The organism is Kitasatospora sp. NPDC032150 (genome assembly GCF_055579945.1).
This window is the reverse complement of the sequence record NZ_JBVIMH010000004.1, coordinates 253,772-277,585: the sequence shown is the minus strand read 5'-3', so window position 1 is coordinate 277,585 and position 23,814 is coordinate 253,772. Positions and strand designations below refer to the sequence as shown.

Annotated in this window: 19 protein-coding genes; 5 read left to right on the top strand and 14 right to left on the bottom strand. The window is 72.3% G+C overall.

Annotation, left to right across the window (positions count from 1 at the left end):
* Nucleotides 1–241: 241 nt before the first annotated feature.
* Nucleotides 242–2,629, top strand: a complete 2,388-nt coding sequence (locus ACZ5ON_RS07510; protein ID WP_465586770.1) for a CDP-glycerol glycerophosphotransferase family protein — start codon at nt 242–244, stop codon at nt 2,627–2,629.
* Nucleotides 2,630–2,656: 27 nt separating this feature from the next.
* Here the strand turns inward: ACZ5ON_RS07510 and ACZ5ON_RS07505 are convergent, their stop codons facing one another.
* The 6 genes from ACZ5ON_RS07505 to ACZ5ON_RS07480 form a co-directional block, all read right to left on the bottom strand.
* A complete protein-coding gene (locus ACZ5ON_RS07505; RefSeq protein WP_465586765.1) occupies nt 2,657–3,214 on the bottom strand; it encodes a 2'-5' RNA ligase family protein in 558 nt (185 codons plus the stop codon).
* Nucleotides 3,215–3,221: 7 nt separating this feature from the next.
* On the bottom strand, nt 3,222–4,259 hold the full coding sequence (gene trpS / locus ACZ5ON_RS07500) for a tryptophan--tRNA ligase (protein ID WP_465586761.1): 1,038 nt from the start codon (nt 4,257–4,259) through the stop codon (nt 3,222–3,224).
* Nucleotides 4,260–4,289: 30 nt separating this feature from the next.
* Entirely contained in the window at nt 4,290–5,603 is a 1,314-nt protein-coding gene (locus ACZ5ON_RS07495) for a hemolysin family protein (protein WP_465586756.1), read from the bottom strand.
* A 104-nt stretch (nt 5,604–5,707) separates the two neighbouring features.
* Complete coding sequence (locus tag ACZ5ON_RS07490; RefSeq protein ID WP_465586752.1) at nt 5,708–6,697, bottom strand: malate dehydrogenase; 990 nt, start codon at nt 6,695–6,697, stop codon at nt 5,708–5,710.
* A 377-nt stretch (nt 6,698–7,074) separates the two neighbouring features.
* Entirely contained in the window at nt 7,075–7,467 is a 393-nt protein-coding gene (locus ACZ5ON_RS07485; RefSeq protein ID WP_465586747.1) for a DUF3017 domain-containing protein, read from the bottom strand.
* A gap of 41 nt (nt 7,468–7,508) precedes the next feature.
* Nucleotides 7,509–8,366 carry a bifunctional methylenetetrahydrofolate dehydrogenase/methenyltetrahydrofolate cyclohydrolase gene (locus tag ACZ5ON_RS07480; protein WP_465586744.1) on the bottom strand — a complete coding sequence of 286 codons (858 nt, stop codon included), beginning with the start codon at nt 8,364–8,366 and terminating at the stop codon, nt 7,509–7,511.
* A gap of 248 nt (nt 8,367–8,614) precedes the next feature.
* On the opposite strand from ACZ5ON_RS07480, the gene ACZ5ON_RS07475 reads away from it, so the two are divergent.
* The 3 genes from ACZ5ON_RS07475 to ACZ5ON_RS07465 all read left to right on the top strand — a co-directional run bounded on the left by ACZ5ON_RS07475 (nt 8,615) and on the right by ACZ5ON_RS07465 (nt 10,314).
* Nucleotides 8,615–9,025, top strand: a complete 411-nt coding sequence (locus ACZ5ON_RS07475) for a hypothetical protein (protein WP_465586741.1) — start codon at nt 8,615–8,617, stop codon at nt 9,023–9,025.
* 2 nt (nt 9,026–9,027) lie between these two features.
* A complete protein-coding gene (locus tag ACZ5ON_RS07470) occupies nt 9,028–9,453 on the top strand; it encodes a DUF2752 domain-containing protein (protein ID WP_465586738.1) in 426 nt (141 codons plus the stop codon).
* Between the two features lie 168 nt (nt 9,454–9,621).
* Entirely contained in the window at nt 9,622–10,314 is a 693-nt protein-coding gene (locus ACZ5ON_RS07465) for an RDD family protein (protein WP_465586736.1), read from the top strand.
* Nucleotides 10,315–10,466: 152 nt separating this feature from the next.
* Here ACZ5ON_RS07465 and purH read toward each other — a convergent pair whose 3' ends face one another.
* Together purH and purN are read right to left on the bottom strand one after the other, a co-directional pair.
* Complete coding sequence (purH, locus tag ACZ5ON_RS07460; RefSeq protein WP_465586733.1) at nt 10,467–12,053, bottom strand: bifunctional phosphoribosylaminoimidazolecarboxamide formyltransferase/IMP cyclohydrolase; 1,587 nt, start codon at nt 12,051–12,053, stop codon at nt 10,467–10,469.
* Nucleotides 12,050–12,709, bottom strand: a complete 660-nt coding sequence (gene purN, locus ACZ5ON_RS07455) for a phosphoribosylglycinamide formyltransferase (protein WP_465586730.1) — start codon at nt 12,707–12,709, stop codon at nt 12,050–12,052. The genes purH and purN overlap by 4 nt, the downstream gene beginning before the upstream one ends.
* Nucleotides 12,710–13,156: 447 nt before the next feature.
* Between purN and ACZ5ON_RS07450 the strand changes: the two genes are divergently transcribed.
* Nucleotides 13,157–13,804 (top strand): hypothetical protein, encoded by a 648-nt coding sequence (locus ACZ5ON_RS07450; RefSeq protein WP_465586727.1) that lies wholly within the window; start codon nt 13,157–13,159, stop codon nt 13,802–13,804.
* 163 nt (nt 13,805–13,967) lie between these two features.
* Here ACZ5ON_RS07450 and ACZ5ON_RS07445 read toward each other — a convergent pair whose 3' ends face one another.
* The 6 genes from ACZ5ON_RS07445 to ACZ5ON_RS07420 all read right to left on the bottom strand — a co-directional run bounded on the left by ACZ5ON_RS07445 (nt 13,968) and on the right by ACZ5ON_RS07420 (nt 23,538).
* Nucleotides 13,968–15,428 (bottom strand): cell division protein PerM, encoded by a 1,461-nt coding sequence (locus tag ACZ5ON_RS07445; protein ID WP_465586723.1) that lies wholly within the window; start codon nt 15,426–15,428, stop codon nt 13,968–13,970.
* Nucleotides 15,429–15,898: 470 nt separating this feature from the next.
* Nucleotides 15,899–16,789, bottom strand: a complete 891-nt coding sequence (gene sucD, locus ACZ5ON_RS07440; protein WP_465586718.1) for a succinate--CoA ligase subunit alpha — start codon at nt 16,787–16,789, stop codon at nt 15,899–15,901.
* A 17-nt stretch (nt 16,790–16,806) separates the two neighbouring features.
* Complete coding sequence (gene sucC, locus ACZ5ON_RS07435) at nt 16,807–17,982, bottom strand: ADP-forming succinate--CoA ligase subunit beta (protein ID WP_465586714.1); 1,176 nt, start codon at nt 17,980–17,982, stop codon at nt 16,807–16,809.
* Nucleotides 17,983–18,423: 441 nt separating this feature from the next.
* Nucleotides 18,424–19,638 (bottom strand): VWA domain-containing protein, encoded by a 1,215-nt coding sequence (locus ACZ5ON_RS07430; RefSeq protein ID WP_465586708.1) that lies wholly within the window; start codon nt 19,636–19,638, stop codon nt 18,424–18,426.
* A 215-nt stretch (nt 19,639–19,853) separates the two neighbouring features.
* Nucleotides 19,854–22,382, bottom strand: a complete 2,529-nt coding sequence (locus ACZ5ON_RS07425; RefSeq protein WP_465586704.1) for a DUF5682 family protein — start codon at nt 22,380–22,382, stop codon at nt 19,854–19,856.
* 31 nt (nt 22,383–22,413) lie between these two features.
* Nucleotides 22,414–23,538, bottom strand: coding sequence for an ATP-binding protein (locus ACZ5ON_RS07420; RefSeq protein ID WP_465586701.1), 1,125 nt, complete (start codon nt 23,536–23,538; stop codon nt 22,414–22,416).
* Between the last annotated feature and the right edge of the window lie 276 nt (nt 23,539–23,814).

The following is a 23,814-nucleotide window of genomic DNA, read 5'->3' as shown; positions in this document are numbered from 1 at the left end:
TGAACATAATGACGGCCGGGCAGCTTTCTGACAGCCCGGCCGCCATATTTCCGCTACCAATTTGAAAATTGACCCGCCCGTCGGCCGTGGTGTGAGATAACGGGATATCAGCAGGGCTCTCGACTCCCGCAGCGCGAAGGGCATTGAGGTGCCTCGACCTTCCTTTGCCAGATCCCTCGGATTCTCCGTCCCCCTCCCCCGCCGAGCGGCGCTCAGCGGCCCGGCCGATCCCGCCCCCCGGATGGGCATCCGCTCCGCCGCCTGGGTCGACGGACTGCTCGAACTGGTCGGCCACGCCCACGCCCCCGGACGCAGCGCCGACCGCCTCGGCACCGCCCGCACCCTGATCACCCTGCACCGCCCCGGCCGCCGCCGGCTCACCGTGCTGCGCGCCACCCCCCGCTACCTCCCCGAGATCACCGATGAACTCGCCGACCCCGGCCTCAACCTCGACTGGGCCGGGTTCGCGGTCCGGATCGATCCGGCGCTGCTGCGGCGCGGCGGGCACTGGGAGGACGGCGTCTGGCGGATCGGCGGCCTGCTGCTGGGCGGGCTGCGCCCTCGGCCCGGCGACTTCACCGCGCACTGGTGCGGCTCGGGAGAGTACCCGCCCGCCGCCTGGGTGGCCGAGGGCGTACAGGCCATCCCGTACTTCCGGGACGGCCAGCTGTACCTGCGGGTGGAGACCGCCCGCGCCCGGGTCAGCGCCACCCGCACCGTCGGGGACAGCGTCGAACTGGCCTGTCTGAGCAGCCGGCGGGCGGAGGGGGCGACCGTCCGGCTCAACCACCGCCAGTCGCCCGCCGTCATCGCGCTGCCCGTGCTGCCCGGTCCGGGCCGCAGCCTCACCGTCCGGATCCCGCTCGGCGCCTTCGAGCTCAGCGGCCGCCCCGAGCCCGACCCGGCCGAGACCGCGCACTGGGACCCGGTCCTGCACTACCCGGACGGCCGGGCGGAGCCCCTGGTGCTCGACCACCCCTCGGGCGCCCTGGCCGCCCAGTTCGCGCTCCCCGCCCCCGGCCGCACCCTGCGCCTGAAGCACCTCGCCGACAGCCATCTGCAGCTGTGCGAGCAGCGCTGCGTCCCGGTGGCGGACACCGTCGCCGCCGTCCCCGAGGGCTTTCTGCTCACCGGCCACTTCCCGCACCCCGGGGCGGGACCGCACGAACTCGTGCTGCGCCACGGCGGCGGCCTGGACGAGCAGTCGATCGGCGTCGAACCGGTCGCGGGCGGCCGGTTCCAGGCCCGGCTGCCGATCACCGCCCCCACCTCGTACGGCGGTCGGCTGCCGTTGCGCAAGGGCGTCTGGGACGTCCTGATCCGGCCCGCCGGCGACCCCGGGGGCGAGCAGCCGGTGGTGCTGGCCCCCGACGTGCTGCGCGTGCTGCCGCTGGCGGCCGAGGTCCGGGGCAAGCGGATCCTGCTGCAGCGGCGCTGGCACGACACCCTGATCGTGGACTCCACCCCCGTCCTGCCCGCCGCCGAGCGCAGCGCCCACCGCCAGCTCGGACTCCGCTCCCAGAGCTACCCGGCGGCCAGGGTGGAACCGCTGCGCGAAGCCGTGCTGTACGACGTCTTCGGCGGGCGCGGGTACGCCGACTCCCCGCGCGCGGTCCACGCCGAACTGGCCCGGCGCGCCAGCGGGCTGCGCCACCTGTGGACGGTGGACGACGCGCAGGCCGAACTCCCCGACGGCGTCGAGGCGGTGACCGTCTGGAGCACCGAGTGGTACGAGGCCCTGGCCACCTGCCGCTACCTGGTCGGAAACACCCACTTCCCCGAGTTCGTCCGGCGCCGGGACGGCCAGGTCCTGCTGCAGACCTGGCACGGCACCCCGCTGAAACGGATCGCCCACGACGTCGCCACCGGCTGGCTGGACGGCGACGGCTACCTGCGTCGCCTCGCCCAGGAGGTGCCGCAGTGGAGCCTGCTGCTGTCCCCCAACTCCTTCAGCACCCCGATCCTGCGCCGGGCCTTCCGCTACGACGGCGAGATCCTGGAGAGCGGCTACCCGCGCAACGACCTGCTCGCCCGCCCGGACGCCGCGCTGGCCGCGGCCGTGCGCCGGCGGCTGGGCATCCCGGAGGGCAGACGGGTCGTGCTGTACGCGCCCACCTGGCGCGAGGACGCCAGGAGCGGTGACGGCTACCGGCTGGACCTGCGGCTCGACCCCCGGGCGGCGCGGCGGGCGCTGGGGGCGGACCACGTCCTGTTGGTCCGGCCGCACGCGCACGTGCTCCAGCGGTGCCCCGGCCGCGGGGACGGCTTCCTGTACGACGTCGGCGACTACCCCGACACGGCCGAACTGCTGCTGATCGCCGACGTGCTGGTCACCGACTACTCCTCGGTGATGTTCGACTTCGCCAACACCGGCCGCCCGATGCTCTTCTTCACCCACGACCTCGCCCACTACCGGGACGACCTGCGCGGTTTCTACTTCGACTTCGAGGCCGAGGCGCCGGGCCCACTGCTCGCCACCTCCGACCAACTCATCGACGCCCTGCGCCGGGTGGAGGCAGTCGCCGCCGAACACGCCGACAGGTACGCCGCGTTCCGCGAGCGCTACTGCCACCTCGACGACGGCCGGGCCGCTGGGCGGGTCGTGGACGCCCTGCTGGAGCACCGCTAGCCGCACGGGCCCGGTGCCCCGGAGGTCTCACCCCTGGCCGAAGAGGTAGCCGCGCCAGGGCCGCCAGACCTCGTCCGCGTCGAAGCGGGACAGGCAGAACCCCGGCACGTCGAAGGCGGCGTGAAAGGTCCGGGCCTTCTCGTACGCCGCGTCGAGGACCTCGTCGGCAAGGCCGTGGGCGACCGTGACGTGCGGGTGGTAGGGGAAGGCGAGCTCACGGGCGAGCGGCCCGGAGCGGATGGCGGCCTCCAGCACCCGGCACTCCTGGGCGCCCTCCTCCACCCGGATGAAGACCACCGGGGAGACCGGGCGGAAGGTGCCGCTGCCCTGGAGCAGCATCGGGAAGACGGCGTGTTCGGTGGCGACCGTGCTCAGGTGCTTCTCGATGTCGGGCAGCCGCTCGCACGGGACCTCGGTCGGCGGCAGCAGGGTGACATGGGTAGGTATCGAACGGGCGAGCGGGTCGCCGTGGCCGTCGCGGGCGTCCTGGATGGCACTGCCGTACGGCTCCGGGACGGTTATGGACACACCGATGGTGACGACCTCCGGCAGGTCGCCACCACCGGGGAGTGAGCGCGAGGGCATCAGCGCGTCAGCGCTTCGGCGCCAGGAAGCCGATGCGGTCGTAGACCGTCGCCAGGGTCTGCGAGGCGACCTCGCGGGCCTTCTCGGCGCCGAGGCCGAGCACGCGGTCCAGCTCGGCCGGGTCGTCCAGGTAGGTCTTGGTCCGGGCCTGGAACGGGGTGACCCACTCGGTGAACAGCTCGGCCAGCTCGGTCTTCAGGGCGCCGTACATCTTGCCCTCGAAGTGCTCGACCAGTTGCTCGATCGACTGGCCGCTGAGCGCGGAGTGGATCCGCAGCAGGTTGGAGACGCCGGCCTTGTTCTCCTCGTCGTAGGAGACCACGGTGTCGGTGTCGGTGACGGCGCTCTTGAACTTCTTGGCGCTGACCTTTGGCTCGTCCAGCAGGTTGATCAGGCCCTTGGGCGAGGCGGCCGACTTGCTCATCTTCGCGGTCGGGTCCTGGAGGTCCTGGATCTTCGCCGTCTCCTTGAGGATGTACGGCTCCGGCACCGTGAAGGTCGGGCTGTAGCGGGTGTTGAAGCGCTCGGCGAGGTCGCGGGTGAGCTCCAGGTGCTGGCGCTGGTCCTCGCCGACCGGGACGGCGTCCGCCTGGTAGAGCAGGACGTCCGCGACCATGAGGACCGGGTAGGTGAACAGGCCGACCGTGGTGCTCTCGGCGCCGTGCCGGGTGGACTTGTCCTTGAACTGGGTCATCCGGGAGGCCTCGCCGAAGCCGGTGAGGCAGTTCATCACCCAGGCGAGCTGCGCGTGCTCAGGCACGTGCGACTGGACGAAGAGGGTGCAGTGCTCCGGGTCCAGGCCGGCGCCGAGCAGCTGCGCGGCGGAGATCCGGGTGTTCTGGCGCAGCGCCTCCGGGTCCTGCGACACGGTGATCGCGTGCAGGTCGACCACCATGTAGAAGGCGTCGTTCTCCTTCTGCATGTCGACCCATTGGCGCACCGCGCCCAGGTAGTTGCCCAGGTGGAAGGAGCCTGAGGTGGGCTGGATGCCGGAGAGCACCCGGGGACGGTCCTTCACCGGACCGGTGACCGCTGCGTTGACCATGTGCGCCATTGTTCCAGCTCCACCTCCCGGTCAGGAAACGTCTGCGCCTGGAGGGTCGGACAGTGTGACCGCACTCACCTTGATGCGTTCGATCCGGCGACCGTCGAGCTTGGCCACGGTGAGCCGCACCCCGTCCTCGGTGACGGTCTGGTCGCCCGCCTCCGGCAGCCGTCCGAGCGCGCTCACCAGGAAGCCGGCCACGGTCTCGTACGGGCCCTCGGGGAGGGTGACGCCGGTCTCCTCGGCGAAGTCGGCGAGGTTGAGCAGGCCGTCCAGTTCCATGCCGCCGCCGGCCAGCCGGCGGGTGGCGGTGGTGTCCTGGGCGTCGTACTCGTCACGGATCTCGCCGATCACCTCCTCGACCAGGTCCTCCAGGGTGACGATCCCGGCGGTGCCGCCGTACTCGTCCACCACGATGGCCAGGTGGTGGCCCTCGCGGCGCATCTCGCTCATCGCCTCCAGCACCCGCTTGGTGGCGGGCAGCAGCTTGACCGGGCGGGCGATGTCGCGGATCCGCACCGCCTGGCCGCCCTTGGCGCCGTACAGGTCGCGGACGTGCACGAAGCCGACCACGGCGTCGTACGAGCCCTCGACCACCGGGTAGCGCGAGTGCGGGGCGGAGGCGGCCTCCTCGCGGACCTCGGTGAGCACCCGGTCGGCGTCCAGGAAGGTGACCTCGGTGCGCGGCACCATCACCTCGCGCAGCTGGCGTTCCCCGGCGGCGAACACGTCGGCGATCAACGCCCGTTCATCACTGCCGAGTTCGGTGTTGGCGGCGACCAGTCCGCGCAGCTCCTCCGAACTCATGCTGCCGCGCCTGGCCTTGGGATCGCTGCCGAGCAGCCGGACCATGAGGTTGGTGGAGTGCCCGAGCAGCCAGATCACCGGGCGCAGCACCACGGACATCACGTCGACCACCGGTGCGGCCAGCACCGCGATGGAGTCGGCACGCTGCAGGCCGATCCGCTTGGGGGTCAACTCGCCCAGCACCAGCGAGACGTAGCTGATCACCAGGGTCAGCCCGACCAGAGCCACGGCGTCCGCGAGGCCCGGGGCCAGGCCCAGCCGGGCGATGTAGGGGGCGGCCTTGCCGGCCAGCGTGTCCGCGCCGAAGGCGGCGGACAGGAAGCCCATGCAGGTGACCCCGACCTGGACGGCGGCCAGGAACCTGTTGGGGTCGGCGGCGAGGTGCGCGGCCCGGACGGCGCCCCTGGTGCCGCGCGCCTCCAGCTCGCGGATCTGGCCCTCGCGCAGCGAGATCAGTGAGATCTCGGCGACGTTGAACAGACCGCCCAGCATGATGAAGACCAGGACGAGGGCGGCGTCCTGCAGGGTTTCGCTCACATCGGTTCAGTCTACGACCGCGGCCGGGCGCCCACCCTTGTCCCTCACTCGCCGGAGGGAGCTCGTGAGGGTGGCACCCGGCCGCGTCATGCCGCGGGACCGGCTCAGATGAGGCCGAGCTCCTTGACCGTGTCGCGCTCCTCGATCAGCTCGCCGACCGAGGCGTCGATGCGGGCGCGGGAGAACTCGTTGATCTCCAGGCCCTGGACGATCTCGAACTTGCCGTCCTTGCAGGTGACCGGGAAGGAGGAGATGATGCCCTCCTCCACGCCGTAGGAGCCGTCGGAGACGATGCCCATCGAGGTCCAGTCGCCCTCGGCGGTGCCGTTGACCCAGGTGTACACGTGGTCGATGGCGGCGTTGGCGGCCGACGCGGCCGAGGAGGCGCCACGGGCGTCGATGATGGCGGCACCGCGCTTGGCGACGGTCGGGATGAACTCCTCGGCCAGCCACTTCTCGTCGTTGACCTCGGCGGCGGCGTTCTTGCCGGCGACCTCGGCGTGGAAGATGTCCGGGTACTGGGTGGCCGAGTGGTTGCCCCAGATGGTCATGCGCTTGACCTCGTTGACGGTGACGCCGAGCTTCTTGGCCAGCTGGGCGACCGCACGGTTGTGGTCCAGGCGGGTCATCGCGGTGAAGCGGTCGGCCGGGACGTCCGGCGCGTTGCGCTGGGCGATCAGGGCGTTGGTGTTGGCCGGGTTGCCGACGACCAGGACCTTGATGTCGTCCGCGGCGTGGTCGTTGATGGCCTTGCCCTGCGGACCGAAGATGCCACCGTTGGCCTGCAGCAGGTCGCCGCGCTCCATGCCGGCGGTGCGCGGACGGGCGCCGACCAGCAGCGCGACGTTCGCGCCGTCGAAGGCCTTGTTGGCGTCGTCGGTGATGGTGATGTCGCGCAGCAGCGGGAACGCGCAGTCGTCCAGCTCCATCGCGGTGCCCTCGGCGGCCTTGACGCCCTGCGGGATCTCCAGCAGACGGAGGTTCACCGGCACGTCGGCGCCGAGCAGGTGGCCCGAGGCGATGCGGAAGAGCAGCGCGTAGCCGATCTGGCCGGCCGCTCCGGTGACCGTGACGTTGACGGGGGTGCGAGTCATCTAACTCTCCTAGCGAGATACCACCGGCAGCTCTGCCGGCGACAGGCTGTTTGGCTACGCCGCGTACTGCCAGATATACTCTGCGCATCCAGCCGCGATAGTCCAACGGCAGGGTATACCGCCGGGCAGGCGGGACTTGAAGCCTGTGGAGCCGGTGTGAGACCTCGGCATGGCTCGGCCTTGTCAAGGCGGTCGGCGTCGAAGCAGGAAGACCCGCGGGCGACCAGGGGGCTTCGCCAACCAGCGAAGAAATGCCACTTTTTACCTTCTCCAGCGATAACCAAGCTCGAGTCAGGTAGACGTGGGAGTGGCCCTTCTGCGAGGACCACTCCCACCGCCTTCAGGCAGGAGACTTCCGGCGCGGTCCCGGCCGCGGTTCAGTAGTGCCGGCGGCCGATGAGCTGGCCGATGTTGTCCAGTACGGACAGGTGCAGCCAGGGGTCCGGCTGGGTCACCAGGGTGAGCAGCACGATCACCGCCCCGAGGAAGCTCAGCACCGAGATGTCGGTGAACCGGCTGCGCACCGCCAGCATGCCGACCTCCGGCAGTACCAGGCGCAGCCCGGCGGCCAGCAGCAGCGAGCCGCCGACCGTGAGCAACCCGGCCTTCGTCAGCAGACCGGACTTGGAGTCGCCGAACCAGGCGATGGCGAGTCCGGTGCAGGCCACCGCCAGGACCAGCGTTATCGGCCACTGCCGGACCGGCAGGGGGTGGCTGTAGTGCAGCGCCGTCCCCGAGCCCTCGGGGGGCAGGGTGCCCGTGGTCTTCACCGGCCGACGCCTCGACCGGTTCACCTTGATCCCCATCCGGCTCAGCGACCGGCGCGGCGCTCGGCCGCCTCGACGATGTTGTTGAGCAGCATCGCGCGGGTCATCGGGCCGACCCCGCCGGGGTTCGGGGAGATCCAGGCGGCCACCTCGGCCACGCCCGGGTCCACATCGCCGACGATCTTGCCCTCGGCGTCCCGGCTGACGCCCACGTCCAGCACGGCCGCGCCAGGCTTGACGTCCTCCGGCTTGACCAGGTGCGGCACACCGGCGGCGGCCACGATGATGTCGGCCTTGCGCAGGTGGTAGGCCAGGTCACGGGTGCCGGTGTGGCACAGGGTGACGGTGGCGTTCTCGCTCTTGCGGGTGAGCAGCAGGCCGATCGAGCGGCCCACGGTGATGCCGCGGCCGAGCACGACCACCTCGGCACCGTTGATCTCGACCTCGTGCCGGCGCAGCAGCTCCACGATGCCCAGCGGGGTGCACGGCAGCGGGCCCTCGATGCCCAGCGCGAGGCGGCCCAGCGAGGTGGGGTGCAGACCGTCGGCGTCCTTGTCCGGGTCCATCAGTTCCAGGACCGGGTTCTGGTCCAGTCCCTTGGGCAGCGGCAGCTGGACGATGTATCCGGTGCACGCCGGGTCGGCGTTGAGCTCGCGGACGACGTCCTCCACGTCCTGCTGGGTGGCGGTCGCGGGCAGCTCGCGCTGGATGGAGGCGATGCCGACCTCCGCGCAGTCCCGGTGCTTGCCGTTGACGTACCAGCGGCTGCCGGGGTCGTCGCCGACCAGGACGGTGCCGAGGCCGGGGACGATGCCCCGCTCCTTGAGAGCCGCGACGCGCACGGCCAGTTCGGACTTGATCGCGGCGGCGGTGGCCTTGCCATCGAGAATCTGGGCAGTCATGGCCCCATTGTCCTGGATCCCCCCCGGTGCCCGCGTCACCGCCCCGGTGGCGTCGGAAGTACCGTTCGGGAGGACGTAGCGTGGGCTTCGGGTTGCGGTTGCGCCACAGTTGGGCGCCGCGCCGAAACTCGGCTGGACACCGCCGCACGAGCCGGTTGACGATAGGGGCTTGCAATCTCCGCCGCCGCCCGCTACGTCCGTGACGGGCCGTAGGAGACGACGGGGAGATCCCGGGGGAAGAGAAACAAGTGAGCAATCCGTACCAGACGCCGCCGTCCGATCCGTACGGCGGGTACGGCGGCCCGCCGCAACAGCCCTACGGCGCACCGCAGTACCAGCAGCAGCCGCAGCCCGGCTACGGCTACCCGCAGCAGTCGGTGCCGCAGCAGCCGTTCACGGCAGCGCCGTTGGCGCAGACCCCGCAGCGGGACTCCTACGCCACCGCCTCGGTGGTGCTCGGCTTCCTCGCCATCGTGCTCTCCTGCGCCTACCTGGGCTTCCTCGGGCTGATCGGTCTCGGCCTCGGCATCGCCGCGCTGAACCGCTCGGCCGCCACCGGGACGGGCCGGGGCGTGGCGGTCGGAGGGATCGTGCTCAACGCCCTGGGCATCCTGATCTCCATCGCCATGGTCGTCCTCTTCACGGTCATCTACAAGTAGCCGTGTCCGCCACTACTGTGACGGTGCTGCGGGACCGCTGGCGCCGCTCGGAGGAGCGGCTGTCGGGTGCGGTCCTACGAGTGCTGCTGCGCGCGGGAGGCGGTGCGGCGGCCGCCCTGGCGGTGGCCCGGCTGCACGACGTGCACGACCCGGGAGCGCTGTGCATGCTGCGCCGGTTCACCGGGATCCCCTGCCCGGGCTGCGGCAGCACCACGGTCTTCATCGAGGCGGGGCACGGCAATTGGGCGGCCGCGCTGGCGGCCAACCCGGTCGCCGTGCTGGCGGCCATCGGCTTGCTGCTCGCCCCGCTCGGCCCCGGGCGCTGGTGGTGGCAGTTGCCGAACGGCCGCCGGAACGCCCTGCTGGGCACGGCGTTGACGGTCTCCTGGCTGTGGCAGCTGCACCGGTTCGGCTTCCTCCACCTCTGAGGTCGCGTCGGCGCTCCTCGTCCGCACGGATTTCCGGGCGATGCCGACCCTGTCTCGGTGTCAGCCCGGTCCGCTAAGGTCCCACCCGGTCGGCACGCTCAACTGCCCGTCCGCACCGGGAATCCCTGTCCCACCCGTCCCAACATCCCAAATCGCTCGGAGGCACCGATGAGCTACCCGCCCGACCCGAACAACCCGTACGGCCAGCAGCCCCCTCAGCCCGGCTACGGCTACCCGCAGCAGTCCCCGCCGCCCGCCCCGGGCTACGGCTACCCGCAGCAGCAGGCCCCGGCCCCGGGTTACGGCGCCCCGCAGCCGGGTTACGGCGCCCCGCAGCCCGGCTACGGCGGCATCCCGCAGCAGCCGGGTCCTTACGGCAACGCCGGTATGGTGCAGAACTTCTACGCCGGCTGGGGCAGCCGGGTGGTCGCCCGCATCATCGACTCGATCGTGATCGGCATCATCCCCGGCATCATCCTGTTCGTGCTGAAGCCGAAGACCAAGGTCGACTGCTCGGCACTCATGTCACCGGGCGGACACTGCGTCACCACCACCACCGGTGGCGTCAACCCGGCCGTCTACACCGTGGTCCAGGGCGCGATGATGATCCTCACCTGGGCCATCCTGGCCCTGATGAAGAGCCAGATGGGCCAGTCGCTGGGTCAGAAGGCCGTCAACATCCGCATGGTCCGCGAGGACAGCGGCCAGCCGCTGGGCTTCGGCGCCGCCTTCGCCCGCGAGGCGCTGCACCTGCTGGACGGGTTCAGCTGCTGCGTCGGTTACCTGTGGCCGCTGTGGGACGCCAAGAAGCAGACCTTCTCCGACAAGATCATGGGCACCGTGGTCGTCAAGTCACAGTAACCGCCCGGCGGTTACCGGATGCGAGCGGCCCTGCACTCCCGAGCGGAGGGCAGGGCCTCTGCCTTGGACCGACCGGCAACAGGGTCTGTCCGAAGCCGGCCGGGGCCGGCCGGAACCGAACCGGGGCCGTTCGGTCCCGGCCGGCCCCGGCATCAGTGGAAGAAGTGCCGGGTGCCGGTGAAGTACATCGTCACCCCGGCCTCGGCGGCGGCCGCGATCACCAGCTCGTCGCGGATCGAACCGCCGGGCTGGACAATGGCCTTGACCCCGGCGGCGATCAGGATCTCCGGGCCGTCCGGGAACGGGAAGAAGGCGTCGGACGCCGCGTACGAGCCCTTGGCCCGCTCGCCGGCCCGCTCGACCGCCAGCTTGCAGGAGTCCACCCGGTTGACCTGGCCCATGCCGACGCCGACCGAGGCGCCGTCCTTGGCCAGCAGGATCGCGTTGGACTTGACGGCCCGGCAGGCCCGCCAGGCGAAGGCCAGCTCGGCCAGCTCGGCCTCGGACAACGCCTCACCGGTGGTCAGGGTCCAGGTCGACGGATCGTCGCCCTCGGCGTGGATCCGGTCGGTCTCCTGCAGCAGCACACCACCGGAGATCGGACGGGCCTCCTTGCGGTTGCAGGGGGCGTCCGGGGCGACCAGCACCCGGATGTTCTTCTTCTGGGCCAGCACCTCGACCGCGCCGTCCTCGTAGGCGGGGGCGACGACGACCTCGGTGAAGATCGGCGCGATCTGCTCGGCCAGCTCGACGGTGACCGGCCGGTTGACCGCGATCACACCGCCGTAGGCGGAGACCGGGTCGCACTCGTGCGCCTTGCGGTGCGCCTCGGCGACGTCCTCGCCGACGGCGATGCCGCACGGGTTGGCGTGCTTGATGATCGCGACGGCCGGCTCGGTGTGGTCGTACGCGGCCCGGCGGGCGGCGTCGGTGTCCACGTAGTTGTTGTAGGACATCTCCTTGCCGTGCAGCTGCCGGGCGCCCGCGAGGCCGCCGCTGCCGTCGGTGTAGAGCGCCGCCGCCTGGTGCGGGTTCTCGCCGTAGCGGAGCACGTTCTGGCGCTCGAAGGCGGAGCCGAGGAAGGCCGGGAAGGCGCTCTCCGACTCGGTGTAGCCCGAGGTCTCGAACCAGTTCGCCACCGCCACGTCGTAGGCGGCGGTGTGCGCGAAGGCGGCGGCCGCGAGGCGCTTGCGGGTCAGCAGGTCGAAGCCGCCGGAGCGGACGGCGTCCAGGACGTCGCCGTACCGGGCCGGGTCGACCACCACGGCCACCGAGGGGTGGTTCTTGGCAGCGGCGCGGACCATCGACGGGCCACCGATGTCGATCTGCTCGACGCACTCGTCCGGGGTGGCGCCGGAGGCCACGGTGGCCTTGAACGGGTAGAGGTTCACCACGACCAGATCGAAGGGCTCGATCTCCAGCTCGGCCAGCTGGGCGCGGTGCGTCTCGAGCCGCAGGTCGGCGAGCACACCGGCGTGCACGCGGGGGTGCAGCGTCTTCACGCGCCCGTCCAGGCACTCCGGGAAGCCGGTCAGCTCGGAGACCTCGGTCACCGGGACGCCGGCGGCGGCGATCCGCCCGGCGGTCGAACCGGTGGAGACGATGGCGACCCCGGCGGCGTGCAGGCCCTGGGCCAGTTCCTCCAGACCGGTCTTGTCGTACACGCTGATCAGCGCGCGGCGGATCAGGCGAACGTTCTCCGAGACGGGGGGCGTCGTGGTGGTGGAGCTGGCACTCATGCCGGGATCCATACCTTTCGGTCCTCGATGCGGTGACCTTCGCGGGCCAGGCGGCCCACGACGTCGACGAGCAGGGTGCGCTCGACAGTCTTGATGCGCTCGTGCAGCGCTTCGCCGCCATCGGCGTAGTCGGCGTCCTCGACCTGGACGACGCCCTGCGCGATGATCGGCCCGGTGTCCACACCGGCGTCGACCAGGTGGACGGTGCAGCCGGTGACCTTCACCCCGTACGCCAGCGCGTCGGTGACACCGTGGGCGCCGGGGAAGGAAGGCAGCAGGGCGGGGTGGGTGTTGACGATCCGTCCGGAGAACGCGGCGAGGAACTCGGCGCCGAGGATCTTCATGAAGCCGGCCGAGACCACCAGGTCGGGCTGGTAGCCGAGGACCGAGGCGGTCAGCGCGCGATCCCAGTCGGCGCGGTCGGCATGGTCCTGGACCCGCTGGACGAAGGTGGGGATGCCCGCCTGCTCGGCACGCCCCAGCCCCACGATGCCGGTCCGGTCGGCACCCACGGCGACGATCTCCGCTCCGAACGCCGGGTCGGCGGCGGCGTCGATCAGCGCCTGCAGATTGGTGCCGGAACCGGAGACCAGGACCACCAGACGGGCCGGTCCCGGCGTACGCGGCGGGAAGACTTGGGCGGAAGCAGCGGCCACTGCGCGTTTCTCCGTACGTCGTTGCTCGCTGGTACGTCCACCGTCGGTGGGGCCACTACGAGCGGCGAACATGTCATGGGCGGATCCTGGTTGCCGGGACGCGCGCTGCACTGCCGGGGCCCCGGGAACCCTTCCGAGCTGCTGACCGTCACCACGATAACGGCTGGTCGGAGGCCTTCCGTACGCACCTGGCAGCGCTACGCGCGTAGTTGAGACGGGGATCTCGATGATCGGCTCGGCCGCTCCGCGGGTGCGGAGCACCGACCGGCCCGGCGGACCCCGCGCACCGCGGGGTGGCGCAGGTCGGCAGGGCGGCGTCAGGCCCGAGGCGGCCTGCGGGATCATTGGTTGCGCGGCCCCGCACCGTTCCGTCCCCGACGGCACACCGGCCCGCACCGATCGAACCGATCACACCGATCGCACCGACGACAAGGAATGGCTGACCCGATGAGCAGCGGCGACGACACCGGCGAGCGCAACCCCTTCGCGCCCCCGCCGGCGGGCACCCCCGATCAGCCGTGGCAGCCGCGCACCCCGCAGCAGCCACCGGCCGACCCCGAGGGCGAGGACGACCGCCCCGCCGTACCGCCGCCGCACCCCTGGAGCCCGCACTACCAGGGCCGCTGGTCGGCCCCGCAGCCGCCGCAGACCCCGAAGTTCGATCCGGGCGACCCGCTGCAGCGCCGCTCCAGGTACGCCCTCAGCGCGGGCATGGGCGCCCTGTTCTGCGTGGTCACCGGCATCGCGTACGTGGCCCTGCTGCTCGGCGCGCTCGCCCTCTACTGGGGCGTCAGCGCCCTGCGGGCGCCCCGGCAGGCCGCCGCTGCCACGGCCGACGGCGCCGCCGGTACCGGCCGGGCCGCTGCACCCCCGATCGGTCCGCAGCCGGTCCGCCCGCAGACCCCGGCGGCGGTGGGCGGCCTGGTGACGGGGGGCGTCGCGGTGCTCTTCGTACTCAGCTTCCTCGGCGTCAACCTGTACTACCACGACTACGTGACCTGCGTGAGCGACGCCCTCACGGCCGAGGCCCAGCAGGGCTGCAGCCCGCTCGGCCCGAAGATCCTGGTCGACCTCTACGACGGCGCCAACCGTTAGCGGGGCATCCGCCGGGGCTCGGGCGGACGGGTAGCCGGGTGTGCGGGGCCCGGGCGGACGGGTAGCCGGGTGTGCGGGGCTCGTACGGGCGGGGCTCGTGCGGGCGGTTGTCCGAACCCGGGCCCGTCCCGTGGCCGTGACGGTGCGCCCGACCGTGGGGCGTTCAGCGCCGAGGGGGCAGGCGGTCGGCGGCGCGGGTCAAGGTGCGGTGGAGGGCCAGCCGGGTGAGAGCGGCGTGGCGGCGGGCGACAGTGGTGCACCGGCCCCACCAGGTGGGCGCGGTACCGCGGGTGAGCCACCAGCGGCCGAGCAGTGCGCCGGGCAGCGTGACCGCGGCCAGCCAGCCCGCGGCGGCCGATCCGGCCAGCCACGGGACGGGCCCGAGTTCGGACATCCGCCCGCCCGCGAGCGCGCCACCCGACAACCAGGCGCAGAGCGCGGCCGCGGCCCCGGTCAGCAGGGCGCTGCCGAGCGCCGCGAAGGCGGTGGCCGCCGGATGCCACGGCCGTGCGTCGTCCGTCCCGGTCTCCGCACCGGCCGCCACCCCTGCCTCCGGCTCCGGCTCAGCTCCGTCCTCCTCGTCCTGCGCGGCCGTCCCGCCCCACCCCGGCCTCCAGCTCCGTTCCCCGGCCGCCGCACGGCCGATCAGCACTGCCGGGACCACCCCCGCGAACAGCGGAAGCGCGCACGCCGCCAGCCGCCAACCCGCTTCGCCGGCCTCGGGCAACAGCGCGAAGAGCGGGAAGTCGGGCAGCGGGCCGAGCCGGGTGCCGGTCGGTGCGACGGCCGTGCCGGTGCCCACGGCGAAGCCCGGTCCGAGTGTGTACGAGGCGGCCCACAGCACCGCGTTGGGGAGCAGCAGCAGACAGGCGACGAGCAGCCCGGCGTACCCGGCCGTGCTCTCGTCCACGGTCCGGGCCGATCGCCCGGCGGCACCGAGGCCGGTCAGCAGGGCGGCGAGCAGGAGCAGTCCGCCCGCCGCCACCAGGCCGGACCCTCCGGCCGCGGCGGCCCGGCGGATCGCGGGGCCTCCGCCGGTCGGCACGGCCCACGACGGCAACCAGGTCCGTGAGCGTACGTCGGAGCGTGCCGGCCACCAGCCGCACTCGGGGCGCGCGCCTCCGGCCACCGTGCCACTCAGCAGCGCGGCGGCGGCCAGTACCGCGACGGCGGCCATGTCGTACGCCGGGCGGGCCCGGAACGGCCCCTCGCCGGCGCACCCGGAGACCACGGCCACCGCGACACCCAGATACCCGGCGCACACCATCAGGGGCGCCCGCCATTGGACCGGCTCGCGCCGTCCGACGTGCACCCCCGTCCGGTAGAGCAGCGTCACGGTGAACAGGGTCGGCAGCAGCGGCGTGAGGGTCACCTGAGTCATCTGGTCGGCATCGGTCAGCGGCCCGCCGTGGCCGAGCAGCCAGAGCGCGCAGACCAGCCGCCCCGCACCGGAGGCCGTGTCGTCCGCGTACGGGGTCAGCACCCAGAGCCCGAGGACGGGGACACCGATCGCGGCAAGGGTGACCAGCCCCACCCGCACTCCGGTGAGCAGGTCGGCGATGACCGGACGGGCGCCCAATTCACCCGGTACGCCCACCATCGGACGGCCCATCAGCTGCGTCATGGGCCTCATGGTCCCAACTCCGACCCGTTGTGCCCCGACAAGCGACAAAACCTCGACGTGTCCCGGATTATTTGCTTATGTGCAAATTTTGCACGCGTAGTCGCGCCAGGTGACGCGGTGACGACGACACCCACAACCGCACGCGATCACCCGGATGCCGCCGGGGGCTCAGACCGCCTCGGCCCAAGCGCGGCGCGGCCGGGCGGGGCACGTCGAGCGCCGAGGGGACGCGGCTACCGGCGATGCCGGTCACCGTGCCGCCCGGGCGGTACCGGGGGCTGCGGATCTGCCCGGCGGCCTCGCCGGCCGACCTCCCGCTGCCGATCTGGCCGACCGCCCGGGAGGAGTGACGGCGGCGCAGCTGACGGGGAACCGTCGGCACGGACACGCAGAGGCGCCCCTACCGGTGGGCAGGGGCGCCTCTGCGCACGCTCGGCTACGGCTCAGCGGCTAGCGCCGCGCCGTGCGGCTCACTTGTTGGCGTCGAAGAGCTCGCGAGCCAGGCGGGCGGTCTCGGACGGCGTCTTGCCGACCTTGACGCCGGCGGCCTCGAGGGCCTCCTTCTTCGCCTGGGCGGTGCCCGAGGAGCCGGAGACGATGGCGCCGGCGTGGCCCATGGTCTTGCCCTCGGGGGCGGTGAAGCCCGCGACGTAGCCGACGACCGGCTTGGTGACGTGCTCGGCGATGTAGGCCGCGGCACGCTCCTCGGCGTCGCCGCCGATCTCACCGATCATGACGATGAGCTCGGTCTCCGGGTCCTCCTGGAACGCCTTGAGGGCGTCGATGTGGGTGGTGCCGATGACCGGGTCACCGCCGATGCCCACAGCGGAGGAGAAGCCGATGTCCCGCAGCTCGTACATCAGCTGGTAGGTCAGCGTGCCGGACTTGGAGACCAGACCGATCTTGCCGGCCTTGGTGATGTCCGCCGGGATGATGCCCGCGTTGGACTGTCCGGGGGAGATCAGGCCGGGGCAGTTCGGGCCGATGATGCGGGTCTTGTTGCCCTTGGCACCGGCGTAGGCCCAGAAGGCGGCGGTGTCGTGGACCGGCACGCCCTCGGTGATGACGACCGCGAGGCCGATCTCGGCGTCGATCGCCTCGACGACGGCGTCCTTGGTGAACTTCGGCGGCACGAAGATGACGGTGACGTCGGCACCGGTCTTCTCGATGGCCTCGGCGACGGAGCCGAAGACCGGGACCTCGGTGCCGTCGACGTCAACGGTGGTGCCGGCCTTGCGCGGGTTCACGCCACCGACGATCTGGGTGCCCGAGGCGAGCATCCGGCGGGTGTGCTTCATGCCCTCGGAGCCGGTCATGCCCTGGACGATGACCTTGCTGTCCTTGGTAAGGAAGATAGCCATGGTTAAAGTCCCCTTCCTTACTTCTGGTTGGCCAGCTCGGCGGCGCGGTCGGCCGCACCGTCCATGGTGTCCACCTGCTCGACCAGCGGGTGGTTGGCGTCGGTCAGGATCTTGCGACCCAGCTCGGCGTTGTTGCCGTCCAGGCGGACGACGAGCGGCTTGGTGACCTGCTCGCCCTTCTCCTCGAGGAGGGCCAGGGCCTGCACGATGCCGTTGGCGACGGCGTCGCAGGCGGTGATGCCACCGAAGACGTTGACGAAGACCGACTTGACGTCGGCGTCACCCAGGATGATCTCCAGGCCGTTCGCCATGACCTCGGCCGAGGCGCCGCCACCGATGTCGAGGAAGTTGGCGGGCTTGACGCCACCGTGCTTCTCACCGGCGTAGGCGACGACGTCCAGGGTGCTCATGACGAGACCCGCGCCGTTGCCGATGATGCCGACCTCACCGTCGAGCTTGACGTAGTTGAGGTTCTTGGCCTTGGCGGCGGCCTCCAGCGGGTTGGCCGCGGCGTGGTCGACCAGCGACTCCATCTCCGGCTGACGGAACTCGGCGTTCTCGTCCAGGGAGACCTTGCCGTCGATCGCGATGAGCTTGCCCTCACCGCTCTTGACCAGCGGGTTGACCTCGACGAGGAGGGCGTCCTCGGCGACGAAGGTCTTCCAGAGGGTCTGCAGAACCTCGGCGGCCTGCTCGGCGATCTCGGCCGGGAACTTGGCCGCGGCGACGATCTCGGCGGCCTTCTCCGGGGTGACACCCTCGTTGGCGTCGACCGGGACCTTGGCGAGGGCCTCGGGCTTGGTGGCCGCGACCTCCTCGATGTCCATGCCGCCCTCGACGCTGGCCATGGCCAGGAAGGTGCGGTTGGTGCGGTCGAGCAGGAAGGAGACGTAGTACTCCTCCTTGATGTCCGCGGTCTGGGCCAGCATCACCTTGTGGACGGTGTGGCCCTTGATGTCCATGCCGAGGATCGCCCCGGCCTTGGCGACGGCGTCCTCCGGGTCCGAGGCGAGCTTGACGCCACCGGCCTTGCCCCGGCCACCGACCTTCACCTGCGCCTTGATGACGGCGCGGCCACCGAAGCGCTCTGCGATCGCGGCAGCAGCCTCGGGGGTCTCGATGACCTCGCCGTCCAGCACGGGCACGCCGTGCTTGGCGAAGAGGTCCCTCGCCTGGTACTCGAACAGGTCCACGTGTGTTCGTCCTTGTTCGTGGTCGCGGATTGTGTTCTACGAGCGTGCCACGGCAGGATCTTCGCTGCGGGTCGTCGGGGCTGGGCAGGTACGCAGATGTACGGCCTTGCGGCCTGCGGAGCCTCGGGCGCACACGTCAATCAACACGCGCGTCACGTCCGTCTGGCAGGTTATCCCCGTACGACGGCCGTGTTTCGCCCCGGGCCCGCTCCTGTTTGGTGAGAACCGTCACAACGGGCGCATCCGAGCGTGTCGTGCGCCCAGCTCACAGCGGGTATGCCGATCGGGTGAGGGCCCTGTGCGGGACTCGCAACCCGTAGGTGACGGACGGCGGCCCCTTCCGCCCCTGCCCCCGTCCTGGTCCTCACTTCCGCTCCCGCCCCCGTCCCTCCGGCCGTCCTCATACCTCTTCCGGGTGGTCTCCGGCGTTCGGCTACGCGGTCAGTCCTGCTTCGGTACCGGCAGGGGCCGCTTCTCGATCGCGGCGGCCATGATCTCCGGGAAGACGTCCGGTGTGCAGGCGAAGGCCGGGGCGCCGAGCTCGGCCAGCGCGGCGGCGTGCGCGTGGTCGTACGCCGGGGCACCCTCGTCCGAGAGCGCCAGCAGCGCGATGAACTGCACGCCCGCCGCCTTCATCGCGGCCACCCGCTTGAGCATCTCGTTGCGGATGCCGCCCTCGTACAGGTCGCTGATCAGCACCACGATGGTCTCGGACGGGCGGGTGATCTTCGACTGGCAGTAGGCCAGGGCGCGGTTGATGTCCGTACCGCCGCCGAGCTGGGTGGCGAACAGGACGTCCACCGGGTCGGTCAGCTGCTCCGTCAGGTCGACCACCGAGGTGTCGAAGACGACCAGCCGGGTGGCCAGGCTCTTCATCGACGCCAGCACCGCGCCGAACACCGCCGAGTGCACCACCGACGGCGCCATCGAACCCGACTGGTCGATGCAGAGGATGACGTCCTTCTTCACCGCCCGCTGGGCCCGGGCGTACCCGATCAGGCGCTCGGGCACCACCGTGCCACGACCGTCAGGACCCGCGTCGGGCAGGTAGTTCTTGAGGTTGGCCCGGATGGTGCGGTCCCAGTCGATGTCGCGGTGGCGCGGGCGGTTGACCTTGGCGCTGCGGTCCAGGGCACCGCCGAGCGTCGCCCTCGTCCGGTCCGCGAGGCGGCGCTCCAGCTCGGCGACCACCTTGCCGACCACCATCCGGGCCGTCTCCCTGGTGGTGGCGGGCAGGGCGTGCTTCAACGAGAGCAGCGTGCCGACCAGATGCACGTCCGGCTCGACCGCCTCCAGCATCTCCGGCTCCAGCAGCAGCCGGTCCAGGCCCAGGCGGGTGATCGCGTCCTGCTGCATCAGCTGGACCACCGAGGTGGGGAAGTACTCCCGGATGTCCCCCAGCCAGCGGGCCACCTTCGGCGCCGACCCGCCGAGCCCCGCGCTGCGGGCGCCCTGCCGCCGGCCGGCCGCCGGGTCACCCCCACCCCGGTAGAGCGCGGCGAGCGCTTCGTCGATCGCGGTGTCCCGGCCGGTGAGCCGACAGTCGGTGCCGTCGGACTCGCCCCCGAGCACGAGCCGCCAGCGGCGCAGCCGCTCGGCTACCCCGTCCTGGAGGAGGGTGGTGGGGTCGGTGGCGGGATCGGTGGCGGTGGGCATCTCGGTCTCCTCGTCTGGAGAGCTCTCGGGGGAGGGCCCTCGGGTTCGAAGGCGGTTGCTCGGCGAACTGGGGTGTGGCGGCCCGGGCTCGGCGGCGGGGCTCGGCGGTGGAACTCGCCTGCGGGATTCGATCTGCGCGGTGTCAGCTTCCCGGACGGCACTGACATCGATGCCGATGCTCGGGTTCCGATGGGCCGGGCCCCTCCCCGGCCGGGTCAGCGGGCTCGGCGGTCGGACTGGCGGGGGATGCGGGGCGGTCCGGGGTTGCCGGAGGGGGCCGGGAGGCCGAGCAGCAGGGCGAGGGTGGGGAGTGCGGCGTCCGCCCTGGACTGGTCGAGGCGGACGGCGGCGGCGCGGGCGGCGGTCGGACCCGTGCCGAGGGAACCGGCGGCGACCCGCTCGCCGACCGTGCGCCGGACACCTGCCTCCAACTCCGCGAAAGTCCGTCGGAGCAGCGGCAGTACGTCGACGAAGACCCCGCCGGACACTCCACACAGCCACTCGTCGAGCAGACCGAGCAGCCGGGTGTCGTGCAGCAGCAGGGCGCCGCCGCCTGCGAGGAATCCCTCCACCCAACCCGCCGCATCCGCAGGGGAGTTGGCGACGGAGAGGACCAGCCCCATCCGGCGCCCGGCCTCCTCGGAGTCGAGCCGTCCGTCGTCCAGCAGCAGCCGGACGGCGCGGCCGCGCAGCAGCCCGGGCACTCCGGTGGCCGGCCCTGCGGACGGCTCCCGGTGGGAGAGCGCGAGCAGCGTCGCGGCCCACCGGTCGGCGGGCGAGTCGTCCCCGCCCGGAACGGCGGCGACGGCGGGAGCGTCGTGCGAGTCCGCGCGACCGTTCTCCGCCGCCCCCGGGGCGGTGGCTCCCTCGGTCTGCGCACCGGCCGGACGGCCCGTCTCCGCTGCGGGGTCGACCTGTGCCGACGCCAGCAGACCGACGGCGGTGTTCACGGCGTCGAGACGGGCGCGCATGGCGGCGGCGCCGTCCGCGTCCAGGCCGGTGCAGGCGGACGGGAGGCCGATGCAGATGCGGTCGGCGAGGCCGCGGGCGACGCCCTCCAGGGCACTGCCGTCGGTGCCCCGGACGTCGCCGTAGCGCAGCGCCCGGACCAGCGCGGGGAGGGCGTCGGCGAGATGGGCGACGTCGGTGTCGAGGGCGGCCCGGTCGCCCAGGACCCGCATCACGGCCGGCAGCGCGGTGGACAGCCCGGCGAGCAGGCAGTGTTCGGCGAGGCCGGTGAGCCGGGCGAGCTCGGTGGTGCCGAGCGCCGTGTCGACGACCTTGCCGGTCGCGGCGTCCTCGACCGTGGTGCCCCACTGGGCGGCTTCGACGACGCGCACCGCGAACTCCGGCTCCCAGCGCAGTCGCCAGCTCTCCCGGAAGGTGCCGGTGGAGTTGACGGCGGACCGGGCCGGGGTGCCCCAGTCGACGCCCAGCAGGCGCAGCCGGTGCAGGAGCCGGGAGCGGGCGGCATCCAGCTCCTTGCGCAGGTCTAGGTCGAGCTGGCGCTCCTCGGGCTCCGGCTTGAGCCGGAGGCTGCGCTGCAGCCGGGCGAGGTCGCGCTGGAGCGGAACGGCGGGCACCGCCTCCGGGACCTCGCCGAGGGCGTCGCCGACCACCAGGCGGTCGTGCACCAGGGCGAGGGCGATGTCGGAGCCGTCGCACATGACGGACCGTACGGCGTCGAGGGTCTCGGTGAGCCCCGCGAGCGGACGGCCGCGCATCACCGCGAGCGAGTCGGCGAGCCGGACGGCCTCGATGACGTGGGCGGAGGAGACCGGGTGGTCCTCCGCGCGGAGCAGCTCGGCGACCTTGGTCATCCAGCGGGTCACCGGCTCGGAGCCGGCGGTGAAGAGGTGGTGGTACCAGCCGGGCGAGTCGATGCCGGCGCCGTAGCCGGTGTGCTGGGAGAGCCTGCGGTGGGTCCACGGCACCCAGGTGATGTCGGTCTTCGGCTTCTTCGGCAGCCCGGCGAGCAGGGCGCGGTCGCGGGCGGCGGTCGGCATGGACTGCAGGGCGGGGACGTGCCAGGCGCCGCAGACCACGGCGATCCGGGTGTGCCCGGCGCGGCGGGCGGCACGGATCTGCTGGCGCATGTGGGCCTCACGCAGCTCGTCCCGGCGGCCGACGGCCACGGCGGTGCCGGAGCCCGGCTCGCGCAGGGCGGTCATCGCCTCGGCGACGGCCGCGAAGGGGGCGAGTGCGTCGGCGCCGGGCGCGCGGTGCTCGATCACGTCCTCCCACCAGCGCTCGGGGTCGTCGTGGCCGGCGGCCTCGGCGAGTGCGCCGATCGGGTCGTGGACGACCGGCGCCGCGCCCGCCGGCACGGTGCCGGAATCGCCGTCGGTGTCGCTCGCCGGCCCGGTACCGGGGCCCGGTGCCGGGGAAGTGCCCCCCGGCACTCCCCCGGCGGCCTCCGCCAGGACGAAGGTCTGGGCGGCGGGCAGGTCGATGAACCTGACCGGGAGCTCGTTCTCGACCGCGTACCGGATGGCGACCCATTCGGGCGAGAACACCGCGAAGGGCCAGAACGCGGCCCTGGCCGGGTCGTCGACGACATGGGCGAGCAGGGCGACTGGCGGCACCATGTCCTTCTCGCCCGCCAGCGCGATGATCTGATCGGCCTCCGGCGGGCCCTCGATCAGGACGGCGTCCGGCCGCAGTTGCTCCAGCGCGGCGGCCACCGCGCGGGCCGAGCCGGGCCCGTGGTGCCGTACGCCCAGCAGAGTCACCTCGGTGCTCATGGTGTCCTCCCCTCTCGGTTGGTCCGGTGGATCAGCGGGAGTGCTCGCGGGCGGCGCGGTAGAAGTCCTTCCAGCCGTCCCGCTCGCGGATCACGCCCTCGACGTACTCGCGCCAGACCGCCTGGTCTGCCACCGGGTCGCGGACGACGGCGCCGGCGATGCCGGTGGTGACGTCGGCGGCGCGCAGCACGCCGTCGCCGAAGTGGGCCGCCAGGGCGAGGCCGTTGGTGACCACCGAGATCGCCTCGGCCGTGGAGAGGGTGCCGCTGGGCGTCTTGACCTTGGTACGGCCATCGGCGGTGATGCCGTCACGCAGCTCGCGGAAGACGGTGACGACCCGTCGGATCTCCTCGGCGCCGCCGGGCAGGTCGGGCAGGTCGAGCGAGCGGCCGAGCTGGTTGACCCGGCGGGTGACGATGTCGACCTCCTCCTCCAGCGTGGCGGGCAGCGGCAGCACCACGGTGTTGAACCGGCGGCGGAGCGCGCTGGAGAGGTCGTTGACACCACGGTCCCGGTCGTTGGCGGTGGCGATCAGGTTGAAGCCGCGGACGGCCTGGACCTCGGTGCCGAGCTCGGGTATAGGCAGTGTCTTCTCGGACAGGATGGTGATCAGGCTGTCCTGGACGTCGGCCGGGATGCGGGTCAGCTCCTCGACCCGGGCGATCTTGCCGTCGGCCATCGCCCGCATCACCGGGGAGGGCACCAGGGCCTCCCGGCTGGGGCCCTGTGCGAGCAGCTGGGCGTAGTTCCACCCGTAGCGGACGGCCTCCTCGGGCGTGCCCGCGGTGCCCTGGACGAGCAGGGTGGAGTCGCCGCTGATCGCGGCGGCGAGGTGCTCGGAGACCCAGGTCTTCGCGGTGCCCGGGACGCCGAGCAGCAGCAACGCGCGGTCGGTGGCCAGCGTGGTGACGGCGACCTCGACGACCCGGCGCGGGCCGATGTACTTGGGGGTGATCACGGTGCCGTCGGGCAGCTCACCACCCAGCAGGTAGGTGGCGACGGCCCAGGGCGAGAGCCGCCAGCGCTCGGGGCGCAGCCGGTCGTCGTGGGCAGCGAGGGCGGCCAGCTCGGCGGCGAAGGCGTCCTCGGCATGCGCGCGCAGGACCTCGGCCGGGGCCTCGGACCGAGCGGTGGATTCACTCGAAAGGATGGTCATCAAAAGCTCCTCGGAGTCGGCCGCCGAGCCCCTGTGAGGGGGAGCCCGGGCGGTAATGGATCGGTGGGGAGCATCGGCACAGATGTCTTCTGACGTGCGAAAACGGGTGGGTCGTACGTACTCCCCCAGCCTTCGGAGCTGGGGGTCCCCCCGGCCGAAGGCTGGGGGATGGGTCCCCCCGGCCGAAGGCTGGGGGATGGGTCCCCCCGGCCGAAGGCTGGGGGATGGGTGCCCCCGGCCGAAGGCTGGGGGATGGGTGCCCCCTTCGACTCGCAG